Origin of the sequence: Mesorhizobium sp. M1006 (assembly GCF_040318825.1) — a bacterium.
GTDB lineage: Bacteria > Pseudomonadota > Alphaproteobacteria > Rhizobiales > Rhizobiaceae > Mesorhizobium.
The window spans coordinates 105,511-120,791 of record NZ_JAMYMZ010000007.1 but is presented as its reverse complement, the minus strand read 5'-3'; the positions used below and the strand labels follow the sequence as shown (position 1 = coordinate 120,791).

At 62.7% G+C, this 15,281-nt stretch carries 15 protein-coding genes and 1 tRNA gene; 7 read left to right on the top strand and 9 right to left on the bottom strand.

From position 1 onward, the window contains the following. Positions 1–22: 22 nt before the first annotated feature. The gene (rpmH, locus tag NKH60_RS09080; protein WP_008833937.1) at positions 23–157 is read right to left on the bottom strand and encodes a 50S ribosomal protein L34; all 135 of its coding nucleotides are present in this window, start codon (positions 155–157) and stop codon (positions 23–25) included. A gap of 335 nt (positions 158–492) precedes the next feature. On the opposite strand from rpmH, the gene NKH60_RS09075 reads away from it, so the two are divergent. The 3 genes from NKH60_RS09075 to NKH60_RS09065 all read left to right on the top strand — a co-directional run bounded on the left by NKH60_RS09075 (position 493) and on the right by NKH60_RS09065 (position 3,342). Next, positions 493–1,980 (top strand): ATP-binding protein, encoded by a 1,488-nt coding sequence (locus NKH60_RS09075; protein WP_023677495.1) that lies wholly within the window; start codon positions 493–495, stop codon positions 1,978–1,980. A 324-nt stretch (positions 1,981–2,304) separates the two neighbouring features. Beyond that, positions 2,305–2,381: transfer RNA gene (locus tag NKH60_RS09070), tRNA-Arg, on the top strand. 646 nt (positions 2,382–3,027) lie between these two features. Next, a complete protein-coding gene (locus tag NKH60_RS09065; protein WP_352619465.1) occupies positions 3,028–3,342 on the top strand; it encodes an antibiotic biosynthesis monooxygenase family protein in 315 nt (104 codons plus the stop codon). A 46-nt stretch (positions 3,343–3,388) separates the two neighbouring features. Here the strand turns inward: NKH60_RS09065 and NKH60_RS09060 are convergent, their stop codons facing one another. Further along, complete coding sequence (locus NKH60_RS09060; RefSeq protein ID WP_352832644.1) at positions 3,389–4,531, bottom strand: alpha-hydroxy acid oxidase; 1,143 nt, start codon at positions 4,529–4,531, stop codon at positions 3,389–3,391. A 69-nt stretch (positions 4,532–4,600) separates the two neighbouring features. After that, entirely contained in the window at positions 4,601–5,623 is a 1,023-nt protein-coding gene (locus NKH60_RS09055; RefSeq protein ID WP_502898572.1) for a LacI family DNA-binding transcriptional regulator, read from the bottom strand. A 543-nt stretch (positions 5,624–6,166) separates the two neighbouring features. On the opposite strand from NKH60_RS09055, the gene NKH60_RS09050 reads away from it, so the two are divergent. The 4 genes from NKH60_RS09050 to NKH60_RS09035 all read left to right on the top strand — a co-directional run bounded on the left by NKH60_RS09050 (position 6,167) and on the right by NKH60_RS09035 (position 10,488). Beyond that, entirely contained in the window at positions 6,167–7,129 is a 963-nt protein-coding gene (locus NKH60_RS09050; RefSeq protein WP_352453003.1) for a sugar-binding protein, read from the top strand. A 111-nt stretch (positions 7,130–7,240) separates the two neighbouring features. Next, complete coding sequence (locus tag NKH60_RS09045) at positions 7,241–8,785, top strand: sugar ABC transporter ATP-binding protein (RefSeq protein WP_352832673.1); 1,545 nt, start codon at positions 7,241–7,243, stop codon at positions 8,783–8,785. A 23-nt stretch (positions 8,786–8,808) separates the two neighbouring features. Further along, the gene (locus NKH60_RS09040) at positions 8,809–9,804 is read left to right on the top strand and encodes an ABC transporter permease (RefSeq protein WP_352832638.1); all 996 of its coding nucleotides are present in this window, start codon (positions 8,809–8,811) and stop codon (positions 9,802–9,804) included. Positions 9,805–9,957: 153 nt separating this feature from the next. Continuing rightward, positions 9,958–10,488, top strand: a complete 531-nt coding sequence (locus NKH60_RS09035) for a DUF2231 domain-containing protein (RefSeq protein WP_352472336.1) — start codon at positions 9,958–9,960, stop codon at positions 10,486–10,488. Between the two features lie 92 nt (positions 10,489–10,580). Here the strand turns inward: NKH60_RS09035 and phnN are convergent, their stop codons facing one another. The 6 genes from phnN to iolE form a co-directional block, all read right to left on the bottom strand. Continuing rightward, positions 10,581–11,210 carry a phosphonate metabolism protein/1,5-bisphosphokinase (PRPP-forming) PhnN gene (phnN, locus tag NKH60_RS09030; RefSeq protein ID WP_352769659.1) on the bottom strand — a complete coding sequence of 210 codons (630 nt, stop codon included), beginning with the start codon at positions 11,208–11,210 and terminating at the stop codon, positions 10,581–10,583. Next, the gene (locus tag NKH60_RS09025) at positions 11,207–12,346 is read right to left on the bottom strand and encodes an alpha-D-ribose 1-methylphosphonate 5-triphosphate diphosphatase (RefSeq protein WP_352832635.1); all 1,140 of its coding nucleotides are present in this window, start codon (positions 12,344–12,346) and stop codon (positions 11,207–11,209) included. The genes phnN and NKH60_RS09025 overlap by 4 nt, the downstream gene beginning before the upstream one ends. Before the next feature lie 79 nt (positions 12,347–12,425). Next, on the bottom strand, positions 12,426–13,133 hold the full coding sequence (locus NKH60_RS09020) for a DUF1045 domain-containing protein (protein WP_352832632.1): 708 nt from the start codon (positions 13,131–13,133) through the stop codon (positions 12,426–12,428). A gap of 148 nt (positions 13,134–13,281) precedes the next feature. Further along, positions 13,282–14,094 carry a 5-deoxy-glucuronate isomerase gene (gene iolB / locus NKH60_RS09015; protein WP_352832629.1) on the bottom strand — a complete coding sequence of 271 codons (813 nt, stop codon included), beginning with the start codon at positions 14,092–14,094 and terminating at the stop codon, positions 13,282–13,284. Between the two features lie 2 nt (positions 14,095–14,096). After that, entirely contained in the window at positions 14,097–14,315 is a 219-nt protein-coding gene (locus tag NKH60_RS09010) for a hypothetical protein (protein ID WP_023677508.1), read from the bottom strand. A gap of 27 nt (positions 14,316–14,342) precedes the next feature. After that, positions 14,343–15,260 (bottom strand): myo-inosose-2 dehydratase, encoded by a 918-nt coding sequence (gene iolE, locus NKH60_RS09005; RefSeq protein ID WP_352832626.1) that lies wholly within the window; start codon positions 15,258–15,260, stop codon positions 14,343–14,345. Positions 15,261–15,281 lie beyond the last annotated feature (21 nt).

The window sequence follows — 15,281 nt, the reverse complement described above, 5'->3', positions numbered from 1 at the left end:
GATCTTGTCTCTCGCTTGGTGCTCAGGCGCTGAGACGCTTGCGGCCGCGGTTGCGGCGGGCTGCGACGACGCCGCGGCCACCTTTGGTGGCCATGCGGGCGCGGAAACCGTGCCTGCGTTTGCGGACGAGTTTGGACGGCTGGTAAGTACGCTTCATTTGTTTAAATACCGCGGGGTGCGGCCCTTCTTGATTCTGTCACTTTGTAACAGGAGCTTTGCCGGGCCGGTTTTGGCGCGATCGAAACCGCGCCGGGACGAATGGCCCGAGCGTGAGCGGGCTTATAGAAAGAAGGGTTTTGGAAGTCAATCCAGGGTGTCGGGCCGGCGTTGTCGGACCGGCAGGGAAGTCCTTGCGGCCCTTTGTCCGGCTTCGACCAAGGATGAATTTGGCAAAAAAGCCGCAATCGCCTAATCTTGCCCGATCAAGCGATCGTGAAGACGAGCAGTCCCTAAGACAAGCAGCCGTGATGACAGGCAGCCGTGACGACGAGCATGAGTGAAGTCCCAGCAACCGACGAAAGCATCGCCCAGGCGAAGGCCGCCACCCGCAGGGTGCCGCTGGCGCGCGGCCTGTCGACCAAGTTGCTGCTGCTCACCATCGTCTTCGTGCTGTTGGCCGAAATCCTCATCTTCGTGCCCTGGATCGCCAGCTACAGGCTGAGCTGGCTGAAGGAGAGGCTGAGCACCGCCGCCGCGGTGTCGATCGTCCTGGTACAGGGCGAACCTGCCTCGCTGTCGCGTGCCGCCCAGAACGACGTACTGATGGCGATCGGCGCCAAGGCGATCGCCGTGCGCGACGGCGGCGTCTCGCGGCTTCTGGTCGTGGCCGAAATGCCGCCGCAGGTCGACGAGCATATCGATATCGCCAATGTCGGCATGATCAAGGGCATGACCGGCGCGCTGGACACGCTGTTTTTCGGCGGCAAGCGGATGCTGCGCGTTTTCGGGCCGGTCGGCGACAGCGACAAAGAATTCGAGCTGATCATGCCCGACCACCGCCTGCGCAATGCCATGCTGATCTATTCGCGCAACGTCGCCTTCGTCTCGCTGCTGATCTCGCTGTTCACCGCCATGCTGGTCTACGCCGCGATAGACCTGATCATGATCGGCCCGATCAGGACAATGACACGCTCGATGCTGTCCTTTTCCGAGGCGCCCGACGATCCCGGCCGCATCATTCACCCCGCCGCCCGGGCCGACGAGATCGGCGTCGCCGAACGCGAGCTGTCGCAGATGCAGGAGCGGCTGCAGAAGATGCTGACCGAGCAGAAGCACCTGGCCGATCTCGGCCTGGCCGTGTCGAAGATCAACCACGACATGCGCAACATCCTCGCCTCGGCGCAACTGATGTCGGACCGCCTGCGCCAGGTCAAGGACCCGACCGTGCAGGCCTTCGCACCAAAACTGCTGCGCGCGCTCGACCGTGCGGTGTCCTACTCGGAGGGCGTGCTGGCCTATGGCCGCACCCAGGAGCCGCCGCCGTCGCGCCGCAGGCTGCGGCTGCGCCAGCTGGTCGAGGACGTCCAGGGCCTGCTCGACATCGAATGCGGCATCGAATTCGTCAACGCCGTCGATCCGGTGCTCGAGGTCGACGCCGATTCCGACCAGCTGTTCCGCGTGCTCACCAATCTTAGCCGCAACGCCGTGCAGGCGATGGCGGCGGACACCGAGAGCGCCGTGGTGCGCCGCCTGACCATATCGGCCGAGCGCATCGGCAGCGTCAGCCGCATCGTCGTCACCGACACCGGCCCCGGCCTGCCGCCAAAGGCGCGCGAAAACCTGTTCGCGGCATTTCGCGGCTCGGCCCGCAGCGGTGGCACCGGCCTTGGCCTGGCGATCGCCCATGAATTGATCCGCGCCCATGGCGGCACGGTGGAGCTGGTCGAATCGATCGGCGGCCGCACCACATTCGCGGTCACCATTCCCGACCAGCCGGTCCGGCTCGACCAGGCCCGCAACGGGCTGCGCCGCCCGGCGTAACGAACCGTTTCGTTACGGATCGTTTCAATCACAAAGGGTTGGTCCGAGACTACGAGCCATCGACTCGGCCGCCGTGCAACGGCTCGTTTCGTTACGGACCGTTCCGATTGGCAAATGACCGATCCAAGACGACGACATATCGGCTCGGCCGCTGCGTGAAGTGATCTTGCCTTCGCCGGCCGGCGCATGACGGCAAAACATGACGGGCAAAACTTTTGGCCAGGATCGGCTTGCTTTTCGTAAATTCAGTCGCTAGGGAACACGTCACATCGCGGCCGGTCGCCAGGATCGGATCGCGGGGCTATGCAAAGCATGGCCTGTTGCGCGCCCGTAGCTCAGCTGGATAGAGCACCAGACTACGAATCTGGGGGTCAGGAGTTCGAATCTCTTCGGGCGCGCCATTAAACTCAATGTACGGCCCGGGGACATAGGTAACAGAATCTGCCGCCACTGGCCGGAAGGTTGCCTTGAGTGAGCGCCGTCCTTGCAAAGAGCGGATGGTCCGCTGATGCTACTCAGTCGGCCTGCTTAATCTCCGGGCCCGGTTCAGTCGGCGGGCCTGGCGTGCAATCCTGGCCGGTGCATTCCTGCACCGGATCTTTCGCCGGCGGCAGACAATTTTGGCCTTCACAATGAACGGGCGGCTGCGCTGTTGCGGCTTTATTGTTCTGCGGCACAGGCCGATCCTCAGCGCGAACGGCCGGTATTCCAAGGTCGATCACGGCCGTGCACAAGAGCGCAATCCGAAGCAAGTTCATTTTCGCCTCCGCAACTGACAGGGAGACGCAAATTATATCTTCGAACTGCGGCCAACATCCTGTCACCCGCGAACGGCGTTAACAGTGCGTTTCATTGCCGGTCGGAAGGGCGTACCGATTGAGATCGAGCGTCATCCTCTTCCTGGCGAAATAGCGCCAGAAACGGAGCTTTCGGCCAGAGGTGACTGAAGCCAACCTTCCGATTTTTCTGTACACCTGTTCGAAGGGTTCGAGGTGCGTTAGGGCCTCGCATATTCGAGGTTTTCAGTTCTTTCACGGGGGAACGTACATGACGGCATTCAACAGCGTCCGTTTCCGGGTCAAGCCGGGTAGTGAAGACGAATTCGTCGAACTGTTCAGCAGCGCTCCGCGCAATTTCGAGGGATTGCGAAAAATGGCTCTCATCAAATCGGGAGATGGCGCCTTCTTCTCGATTGGAGAGTGGGACACGTTTCAGCATATGGTCGATGCCAGGCCCAAAATGCTGGGCAATCTTGATCGGTTCCGGCATACGTTGCAGCAGCTTGAGGGCGGATATACGGATGCTGTTTCCGGCGAGGCTGTCTTCGAAACGGACGGCAGGAGCAGCGGCAGGTCGGTATAGTTTCGCACTTCGAAAAGCTTATGCCGTGCGCCACTTCCCGGCTCTATCACCTAAACCGCACATTCCCCCTGGAAAGCTCTGCCACCGACCTGCATCCCATCAGCCGCATGTCGCGTTCGATCTCGGTTCGCATCAGGCCGAGTGCCCGTTCGACGCCGGCCTGTCCGGCGGCTGCCAGCGGGAAGAGATAGTAGCGCCCGACGCCGACGGCCTTGGCGCCCAACGACAGGGCTTTCAGCACATGCGTGCCGCGCTGGACGCCGCTGTCGATGATGACGTCTATCTTGTCGCCCACCGCGTCAACGATCTCCGACAGCTGGTCGAAGGGGCTGCGCGAGCCGTCCAGCTGCCTGCCGCCATGATTTGACAGAACGATACCGGTGCAGCCGATGTCGACGGCTTTTCTGGCATCGGCGACGCTCATGATCCCCTTCAGGCAGAACTGGCCGTTCCAGAAGCGGACCATGTCTTCGACGTCCTTCCAATCCAGCGATGGATCGAGGATCTCGGTGAAATAGCGGCTGATGGAAAGCGCTCCGCCACCGAGATCGATATGGCCGTCCAACTGCGGCAGGCTGAACTTTTCGTGTGTCAAATAGTCGATAGCCCATCTCGGCTTGATCGCGAACTGCATCATGCCGCCGGGCGTAAGCCGAAAGGGGATGGAAAAGCCGGTCCGCAGGTCACGCTCGCGGTTTCCGCCGGTGACGCTGTCGACCGTCAGCATCATCACCTCGACGCCGGACGCCTTGGCGCGCTCCATCATGGCGCGGTTCAGGCCGCGATCCCTATGGAAATAGAACTGATAGACCTGCGGCGTCCTGTGCTTGCGGACTTCCTCCAGGCTGACCGTGCCGAGCGACGAGACGCCGAACATCGTGCCGAACTTCTCCGCCGCCGCGGCGACGGCGCGCTCGCCGCTATGGTGAAACAGTCGCTGGAGAGCCGTCGGCGAACAATAGACCGGCATCGCCAGCTTCTGGCCCATGACGGTGACCGACATGTCGACCTGTCCGACGCCGGCAAGGACGTTGGGGACGAGATCGCAGTCCTCGAACGCCGCCGTGTTGCGCCGCAGCGTCGTCTCGTCGTCCGCGCCGCCATCGATATAATTGAAGATCGGACCTGGCAGGCGCTGTTTTGCCAGCCGGCGGAAGTCCTGAAAATTGTAGCAGCTTTGCAACCTCATGAAATCAATCGGGTATATGCCGGGCCCGATGTCAAGCCTGTGCCATTGTCGATCGCCGGCGCTCTCGCCTCAGCCCGCCAGAGCGCCAACCGACTCCCGCTCCACCAGCGGGCATTCGAGCTTGGTGATGGGATAGCGGCCACGACCGGGAGCAGCGGGGACTTCGAGCTGCTCGATCGCCCATTGTCCCATCGCCATATGCGGCAGGATCGACGTCGTCAGCGGCGGGAACAGATGCCGCGCGATCTCCTCGTCGTCATAACCGATCACCGAAATATCCCGGGGGATGTGCAGGCCGGCCTCCTTCAGCGCCTCGTAGCAGCCGATCGCGGTGCGGTCGTTCTGGCAGAAGATGGCGGTCGGCCGGTCCTTCAGCGCCAAGAGCTCGACGGTCGCGGCATAGCCGGCGCTCGCCGACCAGTCGCCTTCGACGACCAGCGCCGGGTCGAACGGAATGTCGGCCGTCGCCAGCGCCCGGCGGTAGCCCTTCAGCCTGTCCTGCGCCGCCTGCATCCAGGGCTCGCCGGTAATGGTGGCGATACGCCGGTGGCCATGGCCGATCAAGTGGCGGGTGGAGCTCTGGCCGCCGGCGATCTCGCTCGGCACCACGGCGGGGAAGGCATAGTCGGCGGTGTAGCAGTTGAGCAGGATGACCGGAATGTCGAGGCCGTAGAGATAGTCCGGCGCGACGATCTCGCGGGTGAAAATGGTCATGTAGATCAGCGCCGAAATGCCCCGCTTGGTCAGAGCCGCGATGGCACGGGGCTCCATCACCTCGTCGCCCATGGTCTGCGCCACCAAAAGCACATTGCCGGCGTTCCACGAGGCTTGCCGCGCCCCTTCAATGGCGACGACCGCCTCCGGGCTGGTCGCCAACTGGTCGACGACGAAGCCGATCACGCCATCCAGCCCGTCGAATGCGGCAACCGGGGCTCGCAAGGCAGAAAACACGGGCGGCGAATAGCCCAGCGTTCGCGCCGTCTCGATCACCCGCTCGCGGGTTTGCTGCGACAGCCTGATGCCCGGCGTGTTGTTGAGCACGAACGAAACCGTCGCCTGCGAACAGCCTGCCGCCCTTGCGATGTCGGTCATGGTAACGCGGCCCTTGGGGTTTTTCCCGGACAGCTTGCGCCGCCTGGTACCCTCAAGGACGGGATCACGCAGTGGTTCGTTCATGTCATTGGTCCCGCGAATCTCGCATTTATAGGGCGAAGCGATACTAATAGATATAATCGACTCTCTTAGGCGATTTAATCCCCGATCCAAAACGGTTGCGACTGGGGAGGCCTCACTTGTTTGTGGGCGAGAATCCCGACCAAACTAATACTCTTTACTAATATCTGGCATCCCTATAACGTCAATCCATCATGCCCGGACGACGTCGGACCGCGCATGTTCGGAACGCAAGTCAGCCTGGTATCGGACGGTTCCCGTCAGTCGAAGCTTGCCTGCCGCTCCGGGAAATGTCAGACAAATCGGACTATTTACGAACGGCGAATGAGTCTCTAAAGTCGACGATAGCGGCTGGAATGGCGTCGTTCTTCGCTGCCGGAAACCCTTGAGGAGGAGGGCGTCCAAGCCGCGCCGGCACGTTCATCATCAGCGAAAATTACTGAGTCAAATGGGAGGTTGAATATGAAATCTGCGATACGAAATGCGTCCGTCGCCGCTGCGGCCCTGCTGCTCGGCCTTTCCGCCAGCGCAATTGCGCGGGCCGACGACAAGCCGACTCTGGCCTTCGTCGTCAACGGCGCTTCCGATTTCTGGAAGGCGGCCGAAGCCGGCGTCAAGAAGGCTCAAGGCGAACTGCCCAAATACAATCTGGAGCTCAAATATCCGGAGCAGTCCTCGGTCGCCATCCAGCAGCGCCTGATGGACGATCTGGTGACGGCCGGCGTGAAGGCGATCATGGTCTCGGCCGTTGATCCCAAGACGTCGACCGACGGGCTGAACAAGATCGCCTCGGAAACGGCGTTGTTCACCACCGACAGCGACGCACCGCAGACCAAGCGTGTCGCCTATATCGGCTCTTCCAATGTCGATGCCGGCAAGCAGGCGGCAGAGATCGCCAAGAAGGCAATGCCTGACGGCGGCAAGTGCCTCGGCTTCGTCGGCCTGCTCGGCGCCGACAATGCCAAGGAACGTATCCAGGGCATGAAGGACGGCCTCGCGGGCACCAAGATCGAATTGGTCGACGTGCGTGGCGACGACATCGATCAGGCTCGCGCCAAGAAGAACGTCGAGGACGCGCTGGTCGCCAGCCCCGACGTCACCTGCATGGTCGGCTTCTATTCCTACAACACGCCGCGCATCTATGAAGCGCTGCGCGATGCCGGCAAGCTCGGCCAGATCACCGTCGTCGGCTTCGACGACGATCCGATCACGCTGGGCGGCGTCAAGGAAGGCACCGTCGCCGCTACCGTCGTGCAGCAACCCTTCGAATGGGCCTATCAGGGCATGAAGCTGATGGCTGCCTATCTCGAGGGCGACAAGTCGGGCATTCCCGCCGATGGACTGATCATCATCCCGACCAAGATCATCGGCAAGGACGATGTCGACGCCTACGCCGCCAGCCTCAAGGCGATGTCTGGAAACTGAGCGAATTAGGTTGCGCCGGCTCAAGGTTCGCCTTGAGCCGGCGTTCTATTGACGGGCTTCGCGAGGCCCGTCAGTCTGAGACCAAACGGCTCACCGGCTGCTGTCAGCGTGATGAATTATTCCGACCCATCCATCGTTGCATCCACGGACGCTCCGTTCCTGAGCCTCGACGGTGTGCGCAAGACCTATCCCGGCGTTGTCGCGCTGGACGGGTTCTCGATCGAGGTCAGGCCCGGCGAGGTCATCGGCCTGGTCGGCGAAAACGGCGCCGGCAAATCGACGCTGATGAAGATCCTCGGCGGCGTGACCCGGCCGGACACCGGCACCATCACCGTCGATGGCGTCGCCCATGACGGGCTGACCGTCGAGGCAAGCATCGGCTCGGGCATCGCTTTCGTCCACCAGGAACTCAACCTGTTCGAAAACCTCGACGTGGCCGCCAATATCTTCTTTGGCCGCGAACCGCTGCGCGCCGGGCCGCTCAAGCTCGTCGACCGCGCCAGGCTGCGAGCGCAGGCGGCGCCGCTGCTCAAACGCGTGGGCGCCAATTTCTCGGCCGATACGCCGGTGTCGGCGCTGTCGCTGGCGCAGCAGCAAATGGTCGAGATCGCCAAGGCGCTGTCGATCGAGGCAAGGCTGGTTATCCTCGACGAACCGACCTCGAGCCTGCCGATCGCCGAAACCGACAAGCTGCTCGGTGTCATCAAGGCGCTGAAGGCAGACGGCATCAGCGTCATTTTCATCTCGCACCGCCTGCACGAGGTCGAGCGCGTCGCCGACCGCGTCGTCGTGCTCAGGGACGGCATGCTCGCCGGAACCTTGCCGAAGAGCGCCATCAATCACGACCAGATGGTCAAGCTGATGATCGGCCGCATGCTGAAGGAGCGCGAGAAGGCCGCGGAATCGGCGCGCCCACCGGGCTCTGTCGCGCTGTCGGTCAAGGCCATTCGCACCGCTGCCTATCCCGACCGGCCCGTCGACCTCGATGTCAGGCATGGCGAGATCCTCGGCCTCGCCGGTCTCGTCGGCTCCGGCCGGACGGAGCTGGCGCGCGTCCTGTTCGGCATCGACAGAAGCTTTGGCGGCTCGTTCCAGCTTGACGGAAAAGATCTGGTTCTTGGTTCGGCCGCGGACGCAGTGGCCAACGGTATTTTCCTCGTCCCCGAGGATCGCAAGCTGACCGGCATCCTGCTCGACCTGTCGATTGCCCAGAACATTTCGCTGCCCAATCTGCCGGCGCATTCGCGGCGCTCGCTGGTCTCGGCCGGCGCGGAATCCGCCACCGCCGAGAAGCAGAAGACCGATCTCGGCATCAGGGCGCCCTCCGTCCAGACGCGCACCGGTACGCTGTCGGGCGGCAACCAGCAAAAGGTCGTGCTGGCCAAATGGCTGGCGATGAAGCCGAAGGTGATGATTCTCGACGAACCGACCCGCGGTATCGACATCGGCGCCAAGGCCGAGATCTACGGGCTGATGCGGGCGCTGGCCGATGCCGGCGTCGCCGTGCTGATGATCTCCAGCGACATGGAGGAGGTGATCGGCGTTTCCGACCGCATTGCCGTCATGCATGAAGGCCAGATCTCGGGCATTCTCGACAAGGACCGGTTCAGCCAGGAGAACGTGCTGCTGCTGGCGGTCGGCAAGCAGCCGAAGTAGTTCGCAGGCACTGGGAGAAGACGATGAGCAAGAAAGATCTCGGCCTGCTGATCCTGATCCTGGTGGTCGGCGCGGTGGTGGCAATCATCAACCCACGCTTCCTGCTGCCGATCAATCTCGCCAACACCTCGAACCTGATCGGGTTGTTCGGCATCCTGTCGATTGGCCAAGCCTTCGTCATCATCACCGGTGGCATCGAATTGTCGGTCGGCTCGGTGGTTGCGCTGCTCGGCGTGCTGTTCATCGACTTCATCGCCACGCGCGGCATGGCCTGGCCGGTCGCCCTGCCGCTGATCCTGGTGCTCGGCGGCATCATCGGGCTGGCGCATGGCTGGCTGATCACCCGGCTCAAATTGCAGCCTTTCGTGGTGACTTTGTGCGGCCTGTTGATCTATCGCGGCGTGGCGCGCTTCTACACCGCTGACGGCACCGCCGGCTTTGCCTTCGGACAGAACTTCCCGGAACTCGAGTTCCTGACGGCGGGGCGGTCCTGGGGCGTGCCGAACAGCTTCATCGCGCTGATCGTCATCGCCGTCGTCATGTGGGTGGTGCTGCACCGGTCGGTGTTCGGGCGCTATCTCTATGCCATCGGCAAGAACGAGGAAGCGGCAAAATATTCCGGCATCCGCACCGGCCGCATCGTCATGGCCGCCTATGTCATCTGCGGCGTGCTGACGGCGCTGTCAGCTATCTATTTCGCCATGTACACACGCTCGATCTCGCCGGCGAGCCACGGCCAGTTCTACGAGCTCTATGCCATCGCGGCCGCGGTGCTCGGCGGCTTCTCGCTGCGTGGCGGCGAAGGCTCGCTGATCGGCGTCCTGCTCGGCACGGTGCTGCTGCAGGAGCTGCAGAACCTCGTCAACCTGCTCGGCATCCCGTCCTCGCTCAACTTCGCCGTCATGGGCGGGGTGATCCTCATCGGCGTGCTGGTCGACCAGCAATGGGGCGTGTTCAGCGCGCGGCGGCGGATGCTGGAAGCCACACGCAAGGGCGTGGCGGGTGCTGCCGCTGAGTGACGCAAAAATAGCTGGATGAAATTCGCCGACTGCCATGGCAGGTGGCGTGAAAGAGTCAGCCGGAACTTCGCGACAGCAGTTCAGGTCGGTCTCTATTTGGAACGAAACGCGTATCTGAGCGTTTGTTTAAGCTTTGCTACGCGGAGGCGTTCCATGCCCACGAATCCAGTTAGTACCGCCAAAGTAGGAACTCACCCCCTCCACCCGATGCTGATACCTTTTCCTGTCGCGTTTCTTGTCGGTGCGTTTGTCACCGACCTGGTTTTCTGGGGGACTGCCGATGCCTTCTGGGCACGGGCATCGATGTGGCTGATCGGGGCAGCCATCGTAATGGCCCTTCTCGCTGCGACAGCCGGTTTTATCGACTTCCTCAACGAGCCGCGCATTCGCGCCTTGTCCGACGCCTGGTACCACATGCTGGGCAACTTGACCGCGGTCGTTGTGGCACTGATCAATTTCTACCTGCGCTATGCGCAAGGCGCCGAAGCCGCGGTCCGCCCATGGGGTGCGCTCTTGTCGTTCATAGTGGTCTGCATACTGCTGTTCACCGGCTGGAAGGGCTGGGAGATGGTGTATCGGCACCACGTTGCAGTTCTGGATACACCAGCGGATGCGCCAGCGAAGCCGTCGACAACCACTGCCACGGACACTCGTCACGCTGGTCGGGACCGGCACGCCGCATGAGGCCATAATCCCGAGAAGTGGATACCGGTTTCTAAAAAAGATATCGGTTAGACAAGTAGCGCGCATTCCGAATGCATCGGGATGGGCGCGCCTTAGATAAGGCCCGACATGTCGGAGAAGGCCATGGCCTTGCGCAGCACTTCGGCGAAGCGCTCGCCGGCGGCTTCACGAAGACCGCTATTGTCGATCGAGGTGACACCCGGTCCGGACAGCGCCACATTGGCACTGCGCGCCAGCCGTGCCAGCACTTCCCCGCGCGACTCGCGACCGCGCAATGCCAGCCGCTCGGCCAGGATCTCCGGTGTAGCCGTGATCTCGACGATAGCCAGATTGGCGTAGCGCTCCCGCAGCGCCGGGATGATCGCGCGCGAGACGTTGGCGATCGCGACACGGCCGTTGGAGACTGACCAGTCGACTTCGGCCGGGATGCCGTAGCGCAGGCCATGCGCCTCCCAGGAAATGGCGAAGGCACCATCCGCTTCGGCCTCGACGAAGGCAGCATCGGCGAGCGTATCGTGATCCTCGGTGGCCGCATCGCTCGGCCGGGTGATCACCCGGCGCACGAACTCCAGCCGGCTCTCGTCGGCAAACACGGCGCGCGCATAGCCGATCACCGTGTCCTTGCCGGCACCGCTCGGCCCGACGACGGCGACGAAGACACCGTCGCGGATCGGAAATCCGATAGCGGACAATTCACGCTCGACCGATGCCGACACCATCATGCGACCCGGCGTCCCTGCCGCCAGACCGTGCGGACGACCGGGACATGGTCGTCGACGCGCACGCGAACCAGATCGGCGCGCCGGCCGGGCTCGATGACACCGCGATCGGTGAGGCCGACCGCCTCGGCCGGGTTCTTCGAGACCATCGCCACCGCCTGTGGCAAGGAAATGCCCTCGACCACGTCGCCAAGGAAGAAGGCTGACTGGATCAGACTGAAGGGAATGTAGTCCGACGACAGGATATCGAGCAGGCCATCGCCGGCCAGCGTGCGGGCCGAGACATTGCCCGAATGCGACGCGCCGCGCATGACGTTCGGCGCGCCCATCAATACGCCGAGCCCTGCCTTTTTCGAAGCCCGTGCTGCCTCCTCGGTGGTCGGGAACTCGGCGACGCGCACACCTTGCTCGATCGCTTCGTCGACATGGCCGACGGTCGCGTCGTCATGGCTGGCGAGCACGATGCTGCACTCATGACAAGCCGCGGCGATGAAGCTGCGGTTCGGGCTCGAATTCCTCGCCGATTCAGCCATCCGCTTTTCGCAGAATTTCTGGAAATCGCGATCGGTCAGCTTCAGCTTGCGCTGGTAGTAATAGGCGTAGGTTTCCAAATTGACGAACTGGCGCTGTCCGGGCGCATGGTCCATCAGCGACGCCAGCCTGACCCGCTCGTCGCCGTCGAAATTGGCGAAGGCCGTGAGGCAGTCCGGCGCCGAAACCTCGCAACGCAGATGGAGGAAATGGTCGGCCCTGAGCCGGTCCTGCTGCACGCTGTCCTCGATCGCGTCGGCCAGCTTGCGTATGTCGGCGGCCGTCAGGTCGGCATCCTCGTCCATGCCGACACGCAAGGCGTCGAGCACGGTGGTGATGCCGGCGGTCGCCACCTGGGCGTCATGCGCGAGCACGGCTGCGATCGGGTTCCAGCGCACTTTCGGCCGCGGCGCGTAATGGCCTTCGAGATGGTCGGTATGGAGCTCGACCAGGCCAGGGATGATGAAGTCGCCGCCCATGTCCTCGCCGCTGCGGCCAGCGCCGGGATCGATGGCGGCGATCACCCCGTCGCGCAGCACGATCGACCCTTCGACGATCTGGTCGGCCAGCACGATACGGGCATTGTCAAGAACGGTCTCGGCAGTCATTTCAGGCAGTCCTTGCAGCATTTTGCAGCCAATTGAAAATGAATTGGCGTCGCACTATCCGGTTAAAGCAAATAGCCATTTAGGCAGTTCTTCTGGCCGGGCGGCGCCCGAGCGCGTGATGCGACAGCACCATGAACGGCGCACCCGGTTCAGTTTCCACAAACAGCGTCAGCGCGTCCACCGCCACCGGCCGTTGCAGCACGTCCGTAAACAGGCTGTCGATTGCTAGGCGAAGACGAGGGCTTTCCTGTGACGACACCCGGCCGGACAGCGTCATATGGAAGCGAAACGTCTCGAAGACATAGGGATAGCCCCACTGGCAGAGATTGCGGAACTCGTCGGGCTTCAGCGAATCGGGGCTGCGCCGTTCGATCTCGGCTTCCGTCAACGGCGCGCGGAAGCGGTCGAAGTCGCGCACAACGTCGTCGGCGAAGCGGTTGAGCGCCGGCAGCGGTGCTTCCGGCACCAGCGCGAAGAAGCCGTCGATCTGGCTGACGACGAGGCGCGGGATCGTAACCAGCGGCGTCGCCTCGGCAAAATCGTCGAGTGCTGCACGAAGCGACGCTTCCGTCTCGTTGGAGGCCAGTCTGAAGGGCGCCTTCAGTGTCGCATGAAAGCCATAGCGGCGCGCCGAGGCGGTATGGAAGGCAACTTCTGCCGCCGACAACTCGCCCGCAGCCTCGACCGGCTTTGTGGCGGCACCGAATGGGTCGCGGGCGAGCCAGTCGGCAGCGATCCGTGCCAGCGGTTCGTCCTGTCGGGGGGTGAAATAGATCGCGTAGCGCATCGAAAGTCCTCGTCAGCCCCGCTGCCATAGGTGATTTCCATGACGAATTGACGAAGCTTTGCGGCGTTTTCGGTAACAAAACCACACAGCCGGGTCGTTAGCCGACGATTTTTCGCTTGGACCAGCGGTTGGGGCGAAGGGGAAGTGGTTAGGCCTTCATCAGCCATTCGTGCTCGGGCGCGTTGTGGAATTTCCACGTCCGCTTCGGTCCGGCCATGACGTTGAGATAATAGAGATCATAGCCGTGGCAGGCGGCGCAGGGGTGATAACCCTTGGGGACCAGCACGACGTCGCCGTCCTCGATCGCCATCGCCTCGTCGAGCGAACGAGCACCGTTCTCGTCGGCATCGGTGTAGACGCGCTGGAAAGCAAAGCCCTGTGGCGGGTTGAGACGGTGGTAATAGGTCTCCTCGAGATAGGATTCAGCCGGCAGATTGTCCTGGTCGTGCTTGTGCGGCGGATAGCTCGATGTGTGGCCGCCGGGTGTGATGACCTCGACCACCAGCAAGGAATCGGCCGGCTTGCCCTCCGGCAGGATGTTGGTGACATAGCGCGTGTTGGTGCCTTTGCCGCGAACCTCCTGGCCGAGATCGTCGGGCGCGATGACACGGACCTGCAGACCGCCGCCCAGTCCTGGCGCCGAACAGACGGCAAGTTCGAGATCGGTATCGGCGCTCACCGACCACTCCGACCCCTGCGGCACATAGACCGACCAAGGCTTGCCTTCGAACGGCGACATGCGTTCGCCCAGCAAGCCGAGATCCTTGCCGCCGGCCTTGGCCTTGCCCTTGCCGGTGACGAACACCAGGCAGACCTCACGATCCGCGGTTTGCCCGGAAGCGCTCTCGCCGGGCCTGAGCCGATGCAGATCGAAGCCGACATAGGTCCAGCCGGCGTTTTGCGGCGTCACATGAGCGACGCGGCCGTGGCCCTTATTGGCTTTGACGAGCAGCTTAGACATGGTCATTCCTTCGGTTTGGCGTCTGCCGATGGCTCGTCCTCGTCAGCCGGCTTGTAGAGGTAGAAAAACTGCCAGACGGCATAGCCGGCGAAGCCGAGCGCGATCACGCCCCAGAACGGCGTGCCGGTGGCGAATTCGATTACCGACCAGACCAGGCAGACCGCGACAACGGCGACGCGCCGCCACAGCGGCCGGAAAAACGGGTGCTCGGAGTCTTTCATCGGATCAACACCTTTCCTCGCGAACTCTCAAGCATTGGGAAAGCCCTGTGTCTCCACCGTATAGCCGGCCGCCGTCATAGCCCGCATCAATTCCTTGTAGCCGACCTGCGCCATCTTGAGCGGCGGGTTCTTCTTCGGATCCTGCTCGGCCTCGACCACGAACCAGCCTTCATAGCCATGGTCGGCGAGCCTCTGGACGATCGCGCCAAAATCCAGCGAGCCATCTCCCGGCACGGTGAAGGCGCCAAGTGCCACCGCGTCGAGGAAGGATTGCGTGTTGCGATCCAGCTTTTGGATCACCTCGATGCGCACATCTTTCACATGCACATGGTTGATGCGCGGGTGGTGGTTATCAATAGCGCGCAGCACATCGCCGCCGGCAAAGGCCAGGTGACCCGCGTCGAGCAGCAATGGAATGCCTTCTCCCGAATAGCGCATGAAGGCATCCAGCTCTGGCTCGGTCTCAACTACTGCCGCCATATGATGATGGTAGGAGAGCGGCATGCCTTGCTCTGCACACCATTCGCCGAACTGCGTGAGCCGCCGGGCGTAGGCTTTCATTTCCTCGTCCGAAAGCCTGGGCTTGCTGGCGAGCGGCTTCGAGCGGTCGCCCTGGATGGAGCGGCCGACTTCACCATAGACGATGCATGGCGCGTTCACCGCCTTGAACAGGTCGATCATCGGCTGGATACGATCCTTGTTCTTCGCCATGTCTTCGTCGACCAGCGTCCCCGAGAACCAGCCGCCGCAAAGCGTCACGTCGGCCTCTTTCAGGATCGGCAGCATGATTTGCGGATCGTTGGGAAAGCGGCGGCCCATTTCCATTCCGGTAAAGCCAGCCGAGCGCGACTGGCGCAGGCACTCCTCCAGCGACACATCATCGCTGAGTTCGGCAAGATCGTCGTTCCACCATGCAATGGGGGACATGCCCAGTTTGGCTTTCAAGTCGTCACTCCAGTTTCAGAC

Excerpts from the sequence above, each read along its gene's own strand:
- rpmH (WP_008833937.1), bottom strand. The coding sequence starts at position 157 with ATGAAGCGTACTTACCAGCCGTCCAAACTCGTCCGCAAACGCAGGCAC.
- NKH60_RS09075 (WP_023677495.1), top strand. The coding sequence starts at position 493 with ATGAGTGAAGTCCCAGCAACCGACGAAAGCATCGCCCAGGCGAAGGCC.
- NKH60_RS09065 (WP_352619465.1), top strand. The coding sequence starts at position 3,028 with ATGACGGCATTCAACAGCGTCCGTTTCCGGGTCAAGCCGGGTAGTGAA.
- NKH60_RS09060 (WP_352832644.1), bottom strand. The coding sequence starts at position 4,531 with ATGAGGTTGCAAAGCTGCTACAATTTTCAGGACTTCCGCCGGCTGGCA.
- NKH60_RS09055 (WP_502898572.1), bottom strand. The coding sequence starts at position 5,623 with ATGACCGACATCGCAAGGGCGGCAGGCTGTTCGCAGGCGACGGTTTCG.
- NKH60_RS09050 (WP_352453003.1), top strand. The coding sequence starts at position 6,167 with ATGAAATCTGCGATACGAAATGCGTCCGTCGCCGCTGCGGCCCTGCTG.
- NKH60_RS09045 (WP_352832673.1), top strand. The coding sequence starts at position 7,241 with ATGAATTATTCCGACCCATCCATCGTTGCATCCACGGACGCTCCGTTC.
- NKH60_RS09040 (WP_352832638.1), top strand. The coding sequence starts at position 8,809 with ATGAGCAAGAAAGATCTCGGCCTGCTGATCCTGATCCTGGTGGTCGGC.
- NKH60_RS09035 (WP_352472336.1), top strand. The coding sequence starts at position 9,958 with ATGCCCACGAATCCAGTTAGTACCGCCAAAGTAGGAACTCACCCCCTC.
- phnN (WP_352769659.1), bottom strand. The coding sequence starts at position 11,210 with ATGATGGTGTCGGCATCGGTCGAGCGTGAATTGTCCGCTATCGGATTT.
- NKH60_RS09025 (WP_352832635.1), bottom strand. The coding sequence starts at position 12,346 with ATGACTGCCGAGACCGTTCTTGACAATGCCCGTATCGTGCTGGCCGAC.
- NKH60_RS09020 (WP_352832632.1), bottom strand. The coding sequence starts at position 13,133 with ATGCGCTACGCGATCTATTTCACCCCCCGACAGGACGAACCGCTGGCA.
- iolB (WP_352832629.1), bottom strand. The coding sequence starts at position 14,094 with ATGTCTAAGCTGCTCGTCAAAGCCAATAAGGGCCACGGCCGCGTCGCT.
- NKH60_RS09010 (WP_023677508.1), bottom strand. The coding sequence starts at position 14,315 with ATGAAAGACTCCGAGCACCCGTTTTTCCGGCCGCTGTGGCGGCGCGTC.